Annotated in this window: 15 protein-coding genes; 10 read left to right on the plus strand and 5 right to left on the minus strand. The window is 69.3% G+C overall.

The features are described from left to right. Positions 1-18 precede the first annotated feature (18 nt). On the plus strand, positions 19-546 hold the full coding sequence (locus CLV40_RS10070; RefSeq protein ID WP_104478573.1) for a hypothetical protein: 528 nt from the start codon (positions 19-21) through the stop codon (positions 544-546). A 6-nt stretch (positions 547-552) separates the two neighbouring features. On the opposite strand, the gene CLV40_RS10075 is transcribed toward CLV40_RS10070, so the two are convergent. After that, positions 553-1035, minus strand: a complete 483-nt coding sequence (locus CLV40_RS10075; protein ID WP_104478574.1) for a macro domain-containing protein — start codon at positions 1033-1035, stop codon at positions 553-555. 88 nt (positions 1036-1123) lie between these two features. Beyond that, a complete protein-coding gene (locus CLV40_RS10080) occupies positions 1124-1444 on the minus strand; it encodes a hypothetical protein (RefSeq protein ID WP_104478575.1) in 321 nt (106 codons plus the stop codon). A 147-nt stretch (positions 1445-1591) separates the two neighbouring features. On the opposite strand from CLV40_RS10080, the gene CLV40_RS10085 reads away from it, so the two are divergent. Genes CLV40_RS10085 through CLV40_RS10100 form a run of 4 tightly spaced genes read left to right on the plus strand, consistent with a single transcriptional unit; the run spans position 1592 to position 4399 of the window. Then, positions 1592-2440: a helix-turn-helix domain-containing protein gene (locus CLV40_RS10085; RefSeq protein ID WP_104478576.1), complete on the plus strand. Its 849-nt coding sequence runs from the start codon at positions 1592-1594 to the stop codon at positions 2438-2440. Further along, positions 2437-2688: a DUF397 domain-containing protein gene (locus tag CLV40_RS10090; protein ID WP_342752258.1), complete on the plus strand. Its 252-nt coding sequence runs from the start codon at positions 2437-2439 to the stop codon at positions 2686-2688. The genes CLV40_RS10085 and CLV40_RS10090 overlap by 4 nt, the downstream gene beginning before the upstream one ends. A gap of 2 nt (positions 2689-2690) precedes the next feature. Then, a complete protein-coding gene (folC, locus tag CLV40_RS10095) occupies positions 2691-4040 on the plus strand; it encodes a bifunctional tetrahydrofolate synthase/dihydrofolate synthase (RefSeq protein ID WP_104478578.1) in 1350 nt (449 codons plus the stop codon). Continuing rightward, positions 4037-4399: a DUF4233 domain-containing protein gene (locus tag CLV40_RS10100; protein ID WP_104478579.1), complete on the plus strand. Its 363-nt coding sequence runs from the start codon at positions 4037-4039 to the stop codon at positions 4397-4399. Before folC ends, CLV40_RS10100 begins: the two co-directional genes overlap by 4 nt. 52 nt (positions 4400-4451) lie before the next feature. Here the strand turns inward: CLV40_RS10100 and ndk are convergent, their stop codons facing one another. Both ndk and CLV40_RS10110 read right to left on the minus strand, forming a co-directional pair. Next, positions 4452-4862, minus strand: a complete 411-nt coding sequence (ndk, locus tag CLV40_RS10105; RefSeq protein WP_104478580.1) for a nucleoside-diphosphate kinase — start codon at positions 4860-4862, stop codon at positions 4452-4454. A 186-nt stretch (positions 4863-5048) separates the two neighbouring features. After that, positions 5049-6581 (minus strand): alkaline phosphatase D family protein, encoded by a 1533-nt coding sequence (locus tag CLV40_RS10110; protein WP_104478581.1) that lies wholly within the window; start codon positions 6579-6581, stop codon positions 5049-5051. 889 nt (positions 6582-7470) lie between these two features. Here CLV40_RS10110 and CLV40_RS10120 point away from each other — a divergent pair. The 5 genes from CLV40_RS10120 (at position 7471) to CLV40_RS10140 (ending at position 12526) form a co-directional block, all read left to right on the plus strand. Then, positions 7471-8400: an ABC transporter ATP-binding protein gene (locus tag CLV40_RS10120; protein WP_245931195.1), complete on the plus strand. Its 930-nt coding sequence runs from the start codon at positions 7471-7473 to the stop codon at positions 8398-8400. After that, positions 8400-9188: an ABC transporter permease gene (locus CLV40_RS10125; protein WP_104478584.1), complete on the plus strand. Its 789-nt coding sequence runs from the start codon at positions 8400-8402 to the stop codon at positions 9186-9188. Before CLV40_RS10120 ends, CLV40_RS10125 begins: the two co-directional genes overlap by 1 nt. Continuing rightward, on the plus strand, positions 9189-10028 hold the full coding sequence (locus CLV40_RS10130) for an ABC transporter permease (protein ID WP_104478585.1): 840 nt from the start codon (positions 9189-9191) through the stop codon (positions 10026-10028). Between the two features lie 72 nt (positions 10029-10100). Beyond that, positions 10101-12071: a TIGR03960 family B12-binding radical SAM protein gene (locus tag CLV40_RS10135; RefSeq protein WP_104478586.1), complete on the plus strand. Its 1971-nt coding sequence runs from the start codon at positions 10101-10103 to the stop codon at positions 12069-12071. After that, entirely contained in the window at positions 12068-12526 is a 459-nt protein-coding gene (locus CLV40_RS10140) for a GNAT family N-acetyltransferase (protein ID WP_104478587.1), read from the plus strand. Before CLV40_RS10135 ends, CLV40_RS10140 begins: the two co-directional genes overlap by 4 nt. 185 nt (positions 12527-12711) lie before the next feature. Here the strand turns inward: CLV40_RS10140 and CLV40_RS10145 are convergent, their stop codons facing one another. Then, a complete protein-coding gene (locus CLV40_RS10145; RefSeq protein WP_104478588.1) occupies positions 12712-14121 on the minus strand; it encodes a S8 family peptidase in 1410 nt (469 codons plus the stop codon). Positions 14122-14166: the final 45 nt, after the last annotated feature.

Raw genomic sequence — 14166 nt, forward strand, 5'->3', positions numbered from 1 at the left:
GATCATTAGTGTGGCGCCATGGCATCGCTACTCGCCCTGATCGCCGCGCACGATGAGGTGGCCCGGGTACTGGCCTGGCCCGGCGGTTTCGAGCTGGGCCGGGCCGACCACCTCGAGGACGTCCACCTCGCGGGCGGCGCGGCGCTGGAGCCGATCGCGGGCGACCAGTCGGGCGGCACGTTCTTCTTCTGTGGCGAAGGCGGTGAAGAACGCCCGGTGCTCTATGCGGACTCCGAGGGCGGGGCGGCGCTGCTCGCCACCGGTCTCCCGGAGTTGTTGCGGCTGCTGCTCGTTGTGCCTTGGTGGGGGGATTGCCCCGCGTTCACCGCCGAGGAGCACGAGGAGGCGAGGGGTTGGTACCTCGAGGACGAGCCGGACCTGCTCCCGCAACGGGAGCGGGCGGCGGCCGTGCTCGGCTTGGAGCTGCCGGACGGGGCTACCGCACTGGCCCGGCTGCGCGAGGTCGCGACCTCGGCGGGGCCGGACTTCGCACTGGTCCTCACCTCGGACAACGAGCCCTACCGGCAGCTCATCCCGAAGGGGTGACGTACCTCAGGCCGGTACGGGCAAGTCATAGACCGTGACGGGGATGCCGGTGAGTTCGTCGGTGATGAGCGGCTCGATGTCCTCCCAACGACCACCCGCGAGGCCCGCGCCGATGCGGGGCATGTGCACGCTCGCGCCGAGGGGGGCTGCTTGGGTCGCGAGGTGGCGCAGGCACTGGCGTAAGGCGTCGTAGCGGATCGGTGGGGTGGTGGTGCGGCTGGTGCGGGTGCCGCGTTGGCCGACCATGTTGGCGACCCAGATGTCGGCCGTGACCTGTACGAGTTGAGTCGCCCCGAGGCCGAACTCGTTGTTGGCCCGGTCTCGGTACCAGCGGCGGAAGGCGGCTTCGGGCTCCGGCCAGCGCGCGGAGATGGCCAGGACGAAACCCCTGCCCCAGCCGCCGCGGTCGTTGCAGACGTGGGCGATGACCTTGGGGCCGGTTGCCTGGGGGGCGGTCGCGTCGCCGACCAGGTAGTGGATGTCCGCCATGGGCGGGGACGGTAGGCGGGCGCACCGACAAGATCGCTGGTCGTGACGGTGCCAGGTCCGGCGTCGGACCTGGCACCGTCACGAGCGGTCAGTCGGATTCGGTGTCGATCCAGCGGAACTCGACCTGGCGATTCCCGCCGAGCACGTGGGAGGCGGACTCGGCGGTGCGGAACTGGCCGCGGGTGCGGACGCCCTGGGCGTCGGGCATGCCGAAGAGCTCGACGTAGTCGTCGCCGGCGCCGTCGGCGATTTCCATGCCCCAGCCGAGGACGACGAAGTCCGTGGCCTGGCCTTCGGTGTCGCGTTGCACCTGGTAGACGGCGAATCGCCGGGGCGCGAAGTGCGCGGTGACCTCGGCGATTTGCCTGGTCAGCTCGTCTTCGGGGATGGGGGCGGCGGTGACCTGCATCAAGACCTCCTGATTCGCAACGTTGCGATCGGACTTGGGCAGCATCGCATCTCGACGGGTCGGAGAACAATGGCGCCATCGAGTGAATGCATTCGGAGCTACGTTGCGAGACACTGACGCCGACCAACCAAGATCGGGAGGATGGACATGGCTACCCCCAAGCAACCCACCGTCATCGGACGCGGGCTCGGCGGCGAACTGCGGATGCTGCGCGAGGCCAGGAAGATGAGTTGCAAGGAGGTCGCGAGCCAGTTGGGCTGGCAGGCGTCCAAGATTTCCCGGATGGAGACCGGCAAGCAGGGCATCAGGCCCGCCGACGTCGCGTCCCTACTCGTGATCTACCGGGTGATCGGAAAGGATCGCGAACGCCTGGTCAAGTTGGCCGAGCGCTCCGACGACATAGGGTACTGGGAGCATCAGACAGCTCTGTCCGATGAGTCCAAGACCCTCATGCGCATCGAGCGCGAGGCCACCGAGATCGTCAACTACGAGCCGCTGGTTCTTCCGGGGCTGGTGCAGACCGCTGACTACATTCGGGCGCTGATGCGAGCGGGGAACGTCCCTGCTGCGGATGTAGATTCCAGGGTCGCTGCTCGGTTGGCCCGCCAGGTGATCCTCACCAAGGATGTTCCGCCAGTCTTGCGGATGATCGTCGATGAGTTCGTGCTTCGTCGCGTGCTGGGCAGTCCGAAGGTGATGGCGCGGCAGCTCCGGCACATCTTGGAGGCAACTGAGCAGTCCACTACTACGGTGCAGGTGTTGCCCTTGTCGCTACATGGGCACTCAGGTCTGGATGGTTCGTTCGTGTTGATGGACTTTGAGCGGAACAAGCCGGTGGTCTACCTCGATCACAAGGTTTCCGGCCTCTTCCTGGAGGAAGAGGCTCACATCGAGTTCTTCCGTGCTGAGACCGATACTCTGGGTGGGCTGGCTCTGAGCCCCGCCAAGTCGGCGGAACTCGTTGCGACTATCGCACGAGAGCATGACCGAGAGTGAGGAACCTGATGGACGTGGTGGACCGGGCTTCGATGGTGTGGCGCAAGTCCAGCCGGAGCGGCACCAACGCGAACTGCGTGGAGGTCGGCTTCGTGTGGCGCAAGTCGAGTCGTAGTGGCTCCAACGCGCAGTGCGTCGAGGTTGGCCACGGGCCTGAGGTCACCGGTGTGCGGGACTCCAAGAACCCCGACGGCCCCATGCTGGCCTTCCCCGTCGCTTCGTTCGCGCAGGCCATCCGTACCCTCTAGGCGTGAGTCTGGATGAACTGGATCAGGTCGAGGCGGAACTCGACACCCGCTGGCCGGAGACCAAGCTCGAACCGTCGTTGACCCGCATCGCCGCGCTCGCCGACCTGCTCGGCGAGCCGCACCGGGCGTACCCGGTCGTGCACATCGCGGGCACCAACGGCAAGACCTCGGTCACCCGCATGATCGACGCCCTGCTCACCCGCATCGGGCTGCGCACCGGCCGGTTCACCAGCCCGCACCTGCAACTCGTCACCGAGCGCATCAGCCTCGACAACGCGCCCATCGACCCCACGCGCTACATCGAGGTCTACCGCGACATCGAGCCGTACATCGGCATGGTCGACTCAGGCTCCGACGTGCGGATGAGCAAGTTCGAGGTGCTCACCGCCATGGCCTACGCCGCGTTCGCCGACGCCCCCGTCGACGTCGCCGTGGTCGAGACCGGCATGGGCGGCGCGTGGGACGCCACCAACATCGCCGACGGCAAGATCGCGGTCATCACCCCCATCGGCATCGACCACGTCGAGTTCCTGGGGCCGGACATCCTCGGCATCGCCCGCGAGAAGGCCGGGATCATCAAGCAGGGCTCCATCGCCCTCATCGCCGAGCAGAACCCCGAGGTCGCCCGCGTCCTCCAGGAACGGGCCGTCGAGGTGGACGCCACTATCGCGCGCCAAGGCCTGGAGTTCGGCGTCCTGCGCCGCGACATCGCCGTCGGCGGCCAGGTCCTGTCCCTCCAGGGCCTCGGCGGCGTCTACGACGAGATCTTCCTGCCCCTCCACGGCGAGCACCAAGCCGCCAACGCCGCACTGGCCCTGGCCGCCGTCGAGGCCTTCTTCGGCGCGGGCGCCGATCGTCAACTCGACGTCGAAGCCATCCGCGAGGGCTTCGCCTCCGCCACCAGCCCGGGCCGCCTCGAACGGGTCCGCATGGCCCCCAGTGTCTTCGTTGACGCCGCCCACAACCCCCACGGCGCCGCAGCCCTAGCCAAAGCCCTCGACGACGAGTTCGGCTTCCGGCGGCTGGTGGGCGTAGTGGCGGTCATGGACGGTAAGGACGCGCCAGGCATCTTGTCCGCCTTGGAACCTGTGCTCACCGACGTCGTAGTGACGACGAACTCGTCCCCGCGCGCCATGGACCCGGACAGGCTCGCCGACATCGCCACCGACATCTACGGCGACGAGCGCGTGATGGTCTACCCGAACCTGGTAGACGCCATCGAGGCCGCGACCCAACTGGCCGAAGAATCCGAAGAGCCCGACGAACCCCTATCCGGCGGTGGGGTAGTGGCTACCGGCTCCGTAGTGACGGCGGGCGAGGTCCGGGCCCTCTTCGGTAAGGACCCGGCATGAGCGCCCCAGACCCCATGAAGAGCTTCCGCGGTGTCATGTCGGCGCTGCTCATCCTGGAAGCCATCGTCGTCCTCTTGGCGCTCTTGGTCGTCACCAAGTCCGACATCGCGTCTTGGCGGATCTGGTCTGTCGTCGCCTTGGCCCTCGCAATGGTGTTGGCGTGCGCCTTCGTCAGCCGCCCTTGGGCGACCTGGATGGTGATCGCCCTACAGGTCCTCGCCATCGCAGGCTTCTTCGTGCTCACTGCTTTGGGCGTAGTAGGCGTTCTCTTCGCTCTTGCGTGGTCTTGGGCACTCTGGGCCCGCAACGACATCCGCAAACGCATGACCCAGGGCACGCTGCCCAGCCAACAGCAGTAGCGGGAACGCAAGAGGCCGCCCACGTCCAGGACGTGGGCGGCCTCTTGTGGCTTTACAGGTTCGGGAACCAGATCTTGATCTCGCGCTCGGCGGACTCCGGGGAGTCGGAGCCGTGCACGAGGTTGTACTGGACCTCCAGGCCGAAGTCACCGCGGATGGTGCCCGGGGTGGCCTTGTCGACCGGGTCGGTGCCGCCGGCGAGCTGGCGGAACGCCGAGATGGCGCGGGGGCCCTCGACGACGAGCGCCACTACGGCGCCACCGGTGATGAACTCCAGCAGCGACTCGAAGAACGGCTTGCCGTCGTGCTCGGCGTAGTGCTGCTCGGCCACGGCCCGCTCGACCGAGCGCAGCTCCAGTGCCGCCAGGGTCAGACCCTTGCGCTCGATGCGGGAGATGACCTCGCCGACCAGCCCGCGCTGCACGCCGTCGGGCTTGACCAGGACCAGGGTGCGCTCGCTCACGGCTGTCGCAACTCCATTCACGGGGGAGGGATTGGCACGCCGTGCATGACCACGAGCGTGTGAGCAGGGTAACCCGACCGGGGGCACGCCCCCGCACCAGCCACCCGCCCGAAATACGTGAGCACCGCTGTCTAGATCGCGTAGTGGCTCCGGTCTCGCCGCTCGGCAAGACCGGAGCCGCAACACCTATCGGCTCGGGTTGAGCGTCTTGGACCAGAGGGAGGTGCCCTTGCCATCACGCAGGTACACCGTCAGGTCGCCACTACGGCCGTCGACCTGCACCTCACCGAAGTGCTGGAACCCGGCCAGCGGCGAGGTGTTCGCCGCAGGCGGCGCGTGCACGAACACGGCCTCTGGGCCGAACGTCGGGTCGAGGTTGTTCGGACCGAACGCCCCCGCGTGCAGCGGGCCGGACACGAACTCCCAGAACGGGTCGAAGTCGCCTACCGCCGCGCGGTCGGGCGAGTAGTGGTGCGCGGCGGTGTAGTGCACGTCCGCCGTCAACCACACCACGTTGCGCACCCGGCGGCGAGCGAGGGTCCGCAGGACCCAGGCGAGCTCGTGCTCACGGCCCGCGGGCGCGCCCGGCAGACCGTTGGCCACGCCCTCGATGTCCTTGCCGTCCGGCACGACCAGGCCGATCGGCAGGTCGTTCGCCACGATCTTCCACGTCGCCCGGCTGCGCGCGAGGCCGTCGACCAGCCACCTGGCCTGGCGGTCGCCGAGGATGTGACCGGGCTTGGTCTGGTCGGCGGTGTTGGCGTCCTTGTACGTGCGCATGTCGAGGACGAACACCTCGACGTGCTTGCCGTACGCGAAGCTGCGGTAGATGCGACCGTCCTCCGCGCGGCGGCGGTCGATCGGCTGCCACTCGTGGAACGCCTGGGAGGCGCGGGCGGCCAGGACGTCGACGCGCTTCTCGGTGTACTGGGGGAGGTCGAGGATCTCGCCGGGGTACCAGTTGTTGGTGACCTCGTGGTCGTCCCACTGCACGATCGACGGGACGCGCGCGGCGAAGGCGCGGACGTTGTCGTCGAGCAGGTTGTAGGCGAACTGCCCCCGGTACTCGGTCAGCGTCTCGGCGACCTTGGACTTCTCAGGGGTGACGATGTTCCGCCACACGCGACCGTCGGGGAGCGTGACGGTCGGCTGCATGGGGCCGTCGGCGTAGACGGTGTCGCCGGAGTGCAGGAAGAAGTCGGGGCGGCGGGCGAGCATGGCGGCGTAGGCGGTCATGCCACCGGTGTCGGGGTTGATGCCCCAGCCCTGGCCCGCGACGTCGCCGGACCAGGTGAACCGCACGTCCGAGCGGCCGACGGGGGCGGTGCGGAAGGAGCCGACCAGGGGAGCGCTGGTGGCACGCCCGTCCAGGTCCTCGGCGCGGACGCGGTAGTGCACCTCCTGACCGGCGGGCAGGCCGGTCAACCGGAGGCGGCCGGTGCCGTCGGTGTCCGGGCTGAGCACCGGCCCCCGCAAACACCGCGCGTGGCGGAAGGACGGGTCGCGCGAGACCTCGACGAGCATCCGCGACGGCCGGTCCGCCCGCGTCCAGACGAGCGCGCCGTCGCTGGTCACGTCACCGGTCTGCACGCCGTGGGTCAGCACCGGCCGCGCCTTGCCCCGGGCGAACGCGACCCCGGGCAGCGCCAACCCGGCCGCCACCGCCCCGGCGCCAACCCCGCCAACACGCAACAGAGCCCTACGATTCAGTTCGGTCATGGCCGCTTTCTAACCCCCCGACCCCGTCTCCGGACCAACCCGAGTTGACCAGCGGATGACGCTTGCGCCACCGCTCACCCGGCCACGGTCCAGGTTGATCAACCGCATGGCCCGATCACCAGCAGAGCCGGGGCCGGACATCCGGGTGTCGTCGACCGCCAGGCCGGGAGGTCGCTTCCGGTTCTCGATCAGCCCTGGTGGACCAGCCGCTCGGGCGCCGAGCCGGTGTCCTACCAGGCTCTCGCCGGCTTGCCCGCCGCTGTTCGGAACACGCCATCCCGGTTGCCGTCCGCGGGCGAGGTGGTCTCCGACCCCTTGTCCAAGACCAGGTACCGGTCCGAGCCGCCGTCGGTGTGGAACCGGTACCTGGCCTCGGACTCGTTCTCGTTCCTTGTGCGAGTGCACCAGTGCCGCCACCGCGATCGCCTCTATGGCTCGCGGTGATCCTCGTTTGCCGCAGGTGGGATTGGTTCTCCCACCGTGACACCTCGTTGGCCGCTGCGTGGGCTTCGCGGTAGGAATCGCGCCTCGGCCAGTTCGTGTTCGAGCAGGGCGAGGTCTTCCCGATATCGATCCAGTTGCCATTCTTGATCCCCGACTTCACGTCCGCCGCCCGGGCAAGACGTTCGTAGCCGCTCACGATTGCCTCCGCCACGGGAACGGGGACTCCTCGCCGAAGGCTTCATCGTCGGTGTCAGTGCGCTGAGCGGGCCTCGTCGAGCACGACAGGGCGGTCGGCCTGGCCCGCTGCTCCGCTCGCCTATTTGATCACGTGCAACTCCACGTCACCGAGCCGTCACCCCGCACTGTACGGATGGCTCGGACTCGTGCTTGGCCCCTGTGGATAACTTTTTCCGCTTTGTCGGTCCCTCCGGATACTGTCGCCCCCGTGGGGACCAGCACCGAATCACTCGTATCCGCCAGGGGACTGGCCAAGCGCTTCGGCGACTTCGACGCCGTGCGCGGCATCGACCTCGACGTGCGTCCCGGTGAGGCCTTCGGCTTCCTCGGGCCGAACGGCGCGGGCAAGTCGTCGACCATGCGCATGATCGCGTGCGTCTCGCCGCGCACCGGGGGCGAGTTGACCGTGCTCGGCATGGACCCGAGTCGCGACGGGCCCGCCATCCGGGGGCGGCTCGGCGTGGTCCCGCAGCAGGACAACCTCGACACCGAACTCACTGTCCGGGAGAACCTGCACGTCTACGGGCGCTACTTCGGCCTGTCCAAGGCGCACGTCCGCGCCAAGGCCACCGAGCTGATCGAGTTCGCCCAGCTCGCCGACCGCTCCGACGCCGAGGTCGAAACGCTCTCCGGTGGGATGAAGCGGCGCCTCACCATCGCCCGATCGCTGATCAACGACCCCGAGCTGCTGCTCCTCGACGAGCCCACCACCGGCCTCGACCCGCAGGCCAGGCACCTGCTCTGGGACCGCCTCTTCCGGCTCAAGCAGCAAGGCGTCACCCTCATCGTGACCACTCATTACATGGACGAAGCCGAGCAGTTGTGCGACCGGCTCGTGGTCATGGACGCGGGCCGAATCGTCGCGGAGGGCAGCCCGGCCGAGCTGATCGCCCAGCACTCCACCCGCGAGGTGCTGGAGCTGCGGTTCGCGGCGGGCACCCAGGACGAGCAAGCCGTCGAGGGGCTGGCCGAGCGGGTGGAGGTGCTGCCCGACCGCCTCCTGCTCTACACCACCGACGGCGAGGCGTCCTTGGCCGCCGTCCACCGGCGCGGCCTCACCCCCGTCTCCAGCCTGGTCCGGCGCAGCACGCTGGAGGACGTCTTCCTCCGCCTCACCGGCCGGACGCTGGTGGACTGATGCCGACCGCGATCACCACCCCGCGCGCCATCCGGCTCGTCGTCGAGGGCCAGTGGACCTGGTACCGCCGCAGCTGGCGGGCGTCCGTCGTCTCCAGCGTCCTGCAGCCCGTCCTCTACCTGCTGGCCCTCGGCATCGGCGTCGGCACCCAGATCCGGCCCGGTGGCGCGACCGGCGACCTGCCCTACCTGCAGTACCTCGCGCCCGCGCTGGTCGTGGCCAGCGCGGTGCAGACGGCCGCCTTCGAGTCGACCTTCCCGGTGCTGTCGGCGTTCAAGTGGCAACGCACGTACCACGGCATCGCCGCCACCCCGGTCAGCGCGACCCAGGTCGCCCTCGGCCAGCTCGCCTGGGTCGCGCTGCGGATCAGCGTCTCCGCCGCCGCGTTCCTGGTGGTCGCGGGTCTCTTAGGCGCGTTGACCAGCATCGGGGCTGTGCTGTCGCTGGTCGTCGCGACCCTCACCGCGGTGGCGTTCGCCGCGCCGGTGATCGCGTACTCGGCCACCATCGAGACCGAGGGGCAGCAGTTCAGCGTCATCTTCCGCTTCATCGTGATGCCGATGACGATGTTCTCCGGCACGTTCTTCCCGGTCGAGCAGCTGCCCGAGTGGGTGCGCCCGCTGGTCTGGCTCACCCCGCTCTGGCATGGCACCGAGCTGTCCCGCGCCGTCGCCTTCAGCACGTGGGAGGCGTTGGGCGCCCTCGGTCACCTGGCGTTCCTGCTCGCCATGCTGGCCGTCGGCACGCACTTGGCCGTCCGCAACTTCAACCGCAGGTTGGCTATCTAGATGACCACCACCGCACCCGAGACCCGGGTCCCCGAGCGCGTCGGCGTGCTGTTCCGCGTGTTGCCCACGGGCATGTACGCGGGCAGGCCCAGCGCCGTGCTGGAACGCTCGTTCCTGGTCAACCGGCGCACCTGGCTGGCCGTGGTGTCCGGGTTCTTCGAGCCGCTGTTCTTCCTGTTCGGCCTCGGCTACGGCTTCGGCGCCCTGATCGGCGACGTCACGGGACCGGGCGGCGAGCACATCAGCTACGTCGCCTTCGTCGCGCCCGCGCTGCTGGCCGCCTCGGCCATGAACGGCGCGGTCACCGACGCCACCTTCAACATCTTCTTCCGCTTCAAGTACGCCCGCACCTACGACGCCATGCTCGCCACCCCGCTGGGCCCGCTCGACGTGGCCATCGGCGAGATCACGTGGGCGCTGATCCGCGGTGCCCTCTACTCGGCGGGCTTCCTCGCGGTCATGCTCGGCATGGGGTTGCTGACCTCGCCGTGGGCGGTGCTCGCGCTCCCGGCCGCGGTCTTCGTAGCGGTCGCGTTCGCGGCGGTCGGCATGGCCTGCACGACCTTCATGCGGTCGTGGCAGGACTTCGACCTGGTGAACCTCGCCGTGATGCCGATGTTCCTGTTCTCCACCACCTTCTTTCCGTTATCGGTGTACCCGCCCGCACTGCGGGTGGTCGTGCAGTGCTTCCCGCTCTACCACGCGGTGGAGATCATGCGCGGGTTGTGCACCGGCTTCGTCGGCCTAGCGATGCTGGGGCACCTCGCGTACTTCGTGCTGATGGCCGCCGTCGGGCTCGTGGTCGCGGCGCGCAGGCTGGGCAAGCTCCTGCTGGCGTGATGGCGGCGGCGAGCACCTGACCGGCAGTGGCCCGTCCGATACGCCGAGAGTGACGGGTTACCCTGGTTCGTTGTGAGCGTCGAGTCTGTGTTCCCCCGGCTTGAACCCCTGCTGCCCCGGGTGTCCAAGCCGGTCCAGTACGTCGGTGGTGAGCTGAACGCCACCGTCAAGGAGTGGGACAGCACCACCGTGCGCTGGGCGCTGATGTACCCGGACGCCTACGAGGTCGGCCTGCCCAACCAGGGCGTCATGATCCTCTACGAGGTGCTCAACGAGATCCCGGACGTGCTCGCCGAGCGCACGTACGCGGTCTGGCCCGACCTCGAGAAGCTCATGCGGGAGCACGACGTCCCGCAGTTCACCGTGGACGGCCACCGCCCGCTCGGCGCGTTCGACGTGCTCGGGGTCAGCTTCTCCACCGAGCTGGGCTACACGAACATGCTCACCGCGCTCGACCTCGCGAAGATCCCGCTGCACGCCGCAGACCGCACCGTCGACCACCCGGTCGTGCTGGCCGGTGGTCACGCCGCGTTCAACCCGGAGCCGATCGCCGACTTCATCGACGCCGCCGTGCTCGGTGACGGCGAGGAGGCCGTCGGGGAGATCACCGACGTCATCCGCGCGTGGAAGGCCGAGGGGCGTCCCGGTGGCCGTGACGAGCTGCTGACCCGTCTCGCCGAGTCCGGCACCGTCTACATCCCCCGGCTCTACGACGTCACCTACCGCGAAGACGGCCACATCGACGCGGTCAAGCCCAACCGCGACCGCGTGCCGGAGGTGGTCGCCAAGCGGACCACCATGGACCTCGACGCGTGGCCGTACCCGAAGAAGCCGCTGGTGCCGCTCGCGGAGAGCGTGCACGAGCGGATGAGCGTCGAGATCTTCCGCGGCTGCACCCGCGGCTGCCGCTTCTGCCAGGCGGGCATGATCACCCGCCCGGTGCGCGAGCGCTCCATCGACGGCATCGGCGCGATGATCCAGCAGGGCCTGGAGGCCAGCGGCTTCGAGGAGGTCGGCCTGCTGTCGCTGTCCAGCGCCGACCACTCCGAGATCGGCGAGATCACCAAGCAGCTCGCCGACCGCTACGAGGGCACCAACACCGGCCTGTCGCTGCCGTCCACCCGGGTCGACGCGTTCAACATCGACCTGGCCAACGAGCTGTCCCGCAACGGCCGCCGCTCCGGGCTCACCTTCGCCCCCGAGGGCGGCAGCGAGCGGATCCGGCGCGTCATCAACAAGATGGTGTCCGAAGAGGACCTGCTCAAGACGGTCACCGCCGCGTACGCCAACGGCTGGCGGCAGGTGAAGCTGTACTTCATGTGCGGCCTGCCCACCGAGACCGACGAGGACGTGCTCCAGATCGCCGAGATGGCCAAGAACGTCATCCGCGCGGGCAGGCAGGCCAGCGGCCGCAAGGACATCCGCTGCACGATCTCGATCGGCGGGTTCGTGCCCAAGCCGCACACCCCGTTCCAGTGGGCGCCGCAGTGCGACCCGGACACCGTGGACAGCAGGCTGCGCAAGCTGCGCGAGGCGGTCAACTCCGACCGCGACCGCAGCCTCGGCCGCAACATCGGCATGCGCTACCACGACGGCAAGCCCAGCCTCATCGAAGGACTGCTGTCCCGGGGCGACCGCCGGGTCGGCCGCGTCATCGAACGCGTCTGGCGCGACGGTGGCCGCTTCGACGGCTGGAGCGAGCACTTCTCCTACGACCGCTGGGTGGCCGCGGCCGCCGCCGAGCTCGAACCGCTCGGCGTCTCGCTCAACTGGTTCACCACGCGCGAGCGCACGGAGGAGGAGGTCCTGCCCTGGGACCACCTCGACTCCGGCCTCGACAAGCAGTGGCTCTGGGACGACTGGCTCGACGCCCTGGACGCCCGCGAGCAGGACGACTGCCGCTGGACCCCCTGCTTCGACTGCGGCGTCTGCCCGGCCATGGGCACCGACATCGAGATCGGTCCCACCGGCCGCAAGCTGCTGCCCATCAGCCCGGTCGGCATCGGGTCCCCGGTCCAGAACCCGGCCCTCGCCAAGTCGTGAGAATCCGCATCGCGGGTGAGGGCGACATCCCCGCCCTCACCCGCCTGCGTCGCCTGTGGACCGAGGAGCTCACCCCTACCACCCCAGACGACGAGTTCGAGTCCACATTCACCCAGTGGTGGCTACACGAACGAGACCGCCGGATCTTCTGGCTGGCCGAAACCGAGGACGCCGACCCCATCGGCTTCCTCAACATGGTCATCTTCACCCGGATGCCCCGCCCGAGCCAGCCACCGAGCACCTGGGGCTACGTCAGCAACGTCTACGTCCGCGCGACCCACCGCAACCAGGGCACCGGCCAAGACCTGCTCAACGCGGCCATAACCCACGCCGACACGCACAACTACGTCCGCCTCGTGCTGAGCCCGACCGACCGCTCCATCCCGTTCTACAACCGCGCCGGCTTCACCCCAGCGACTTCCCTGCTGATCCGCCCAGGCGTCCCGACAGAGTGACAGTAATCCCCAGCCCCATCCACACCCTCCCCTTGAACTGCAATTCCCCCACCCGCCGCATATCCACATCCCCCTGATACCCCACTAACCACTGTCCGAGAAACCCATGGCAGACCAGTCTCTACCTGGTCACCGACCACTGTGGCCACGCCGAACAGAACGCCGCGATCGCGGCCTACGCAAAGCTAGTCGGTCACTGCGGCCAGGGCGTTGACCAGTCCGTGGCCGTAGAAGCTGTTGAAGGGCGCGTAGCCCGAGCAGTAGGCGTCCTGGCCGCCCGTGCCATCCAGGTCGTAGTCGACCGGGCACGGCACCGACTCCGCCTCCGTCGTCAGCAGCCGCGTCAGGCGTTGGGGGGAGGCGCCTGGGTGCGTTGACGCGAGCAGGGCCGCCACCCCGGACACGTGTGGCGTCGCCATCGAGGTGCCGCAGGCCGTCGCGTAGCCGCCGGGGACCGTGGACAGGACGCAGCGGTCGCCGGTCTGCTCGCCGCCCGGGGCCGTCACGTCGATGACGCCCAGGCCGTAGGCGCTGTAGCCGGCTTTCACTCGATCCGGTCCGATCGCCGACACCGCGACTACTCCGCGCAACCCCGCGGGCAGGACCCGGCAGGAGGCGTCGACGGTGCGCCACTGGCCGTCGAGGCCTGGCATCTGGCCGCTCGGCTCGGCGAGGTCGCGGGCCTCGTTCGACGCGGCGGCCACGCTCAGCACACCCCGGCCGGTCGCGTAGTCCGTCGCCCGCCGCACGGCTTCGTAGACGACGTGCTCGGCGCCGCGGTCGCAGGTCAGGGGCCACGGGTCGACGTAGTAGCTGTGGTTCGCCACCGCCATCCCGTTGGCCGCGGCCCACATCAGCCCGCACACCACCGACTCCGGCCGCACCGTCCCGTCGTCGTCGACGACCCGCACCGATGCCAGGCGCACGTCCGGCGCCACACCCGTGATGCCCCGCCCGTCGTCCGCCGCCGCGATGATGCCCGCCACGTGCGTCCCGTGCGGTGAGACCGAGGGCTGCCACGCCTGCGGTGACCGGTCCGCCTTGCCCGTCAGGCACCCCGCCGACTTCGCCGGGTCGACCGCGCGGGCCAGGTCCGGGTGGGTGTTGTCGATCCCCGAATCGAGGACGCCGACCACCACCCGGTCGCTACCGCGAGTGATCGCGTGCGCGGCGCCCGCCTGGATCTCCGTCATGTCCCACTGCTCGCCCGAGCGATCTGTCGCCACGTCCGGGTCGCCCGTGTCCACCAGTGGTGACTGCTTGTGCGCCCGCCCCACGACCGCCTCCGTGCTGAACGCGCGGTCGCGCCCGAACCGGTCGGCGAACCCGGGGTCGGAGGACGCCGCGACGCCCACCGCGATCTCCGGGTAGTACGCCACCGGCGCGGCGCAGGACGAGTCGACCTCGTCGTCGGCGTCGGCCGCGGTCGTGCCCTCGGGGAAGAGCACCAGGTAGCGCAGCGGGGCCGAGGTGGGGTGGCAGGGCAGCGACCCGTCCTCCAAGGGCTCGCCGGCCGCGAGGGTGGGAGCGGAGAAAGCCGCCGCCACTACCGCGACGCTGACCGCTGCCGCCCTGGTCAGGCGGAGCAGAGGCACGGGCGACCTCCAGTACTGGTTCCCTCGGGCCGGGCTGTCCACTCG

This window comes from Actinokineospora auranticolor, from assembly GCF_002934265.1.
Lineage (GTDB): Bacteria > Actinomycetota > Actinomycetes > Mycobacteriales > Pseudonocardiaceae > Actinokineospora > Actinokineospora auranticolor.

What these genes read in the sequence shown, in the direction of transcription:
- CLV40_RS10070 (WP_104478573.1), top strand. Translation starts at nt 19, where the DNA reads ATGGCATCGCTACTCGCCCTGATCGCCGCGCACGATGAGGTGGCCCGG.
- CLV40_RS10075 (WP_104478574.1), bottom strand. Translation starts at nt 1,035, where the DNA reads ATGGCGGACATCCACTACCTGGTCGGCGACGCGACCGCCCCCCAGGCA.
- CLV40_RS10080 (WP_104478575.1), bottom strand. Translation starts at nt 1,444, where the DNA reads ATGCAGGTCACCGCCGCCCCCATCCCCGAAGACGAGCTGACCAGGCAA.
- CLV40_RS10085 (WP_104478576.1), top strand. Translation starts at nt 1,592, where the DNA reads ATGGCTACCCCCAAGCAACCCACCGTCATCGGACGCGGGCTCGGCGGC.
- CLV40_RS10100 (WP_104478579.1), top strand. Translation starts at nt 4,037, where the DNA reads ATGAGCGCCCCAGACCCCATGAAGAGCTTCCGCGGTGTCATGTCGGCG.
- CLV40_RS10110 (WP_104478581.1), bottom strand. Translation starts at nt 6,581, where the DNA reads ATGACCGAACTGAATCGTAGGGCTCTGTTGCGTGTTGGCGGGGTTGGC.
- CLV40_RS10125 (WP_104478584.1), top strand. Translation starts at nt 8,400, where the DNA reads ATGCCGACCGCGATCACCACCCCGCGCGCCATCCGGCTCGTCGTCGAG.
- CLV40_RS10130 (WP_104478585.1), top strand. Translation starts at nt 9,189, where the DNA reads ATGACCACCACCGCACCCGAGACCCGGGTCCCCGAGCGCGTCGGCGTG.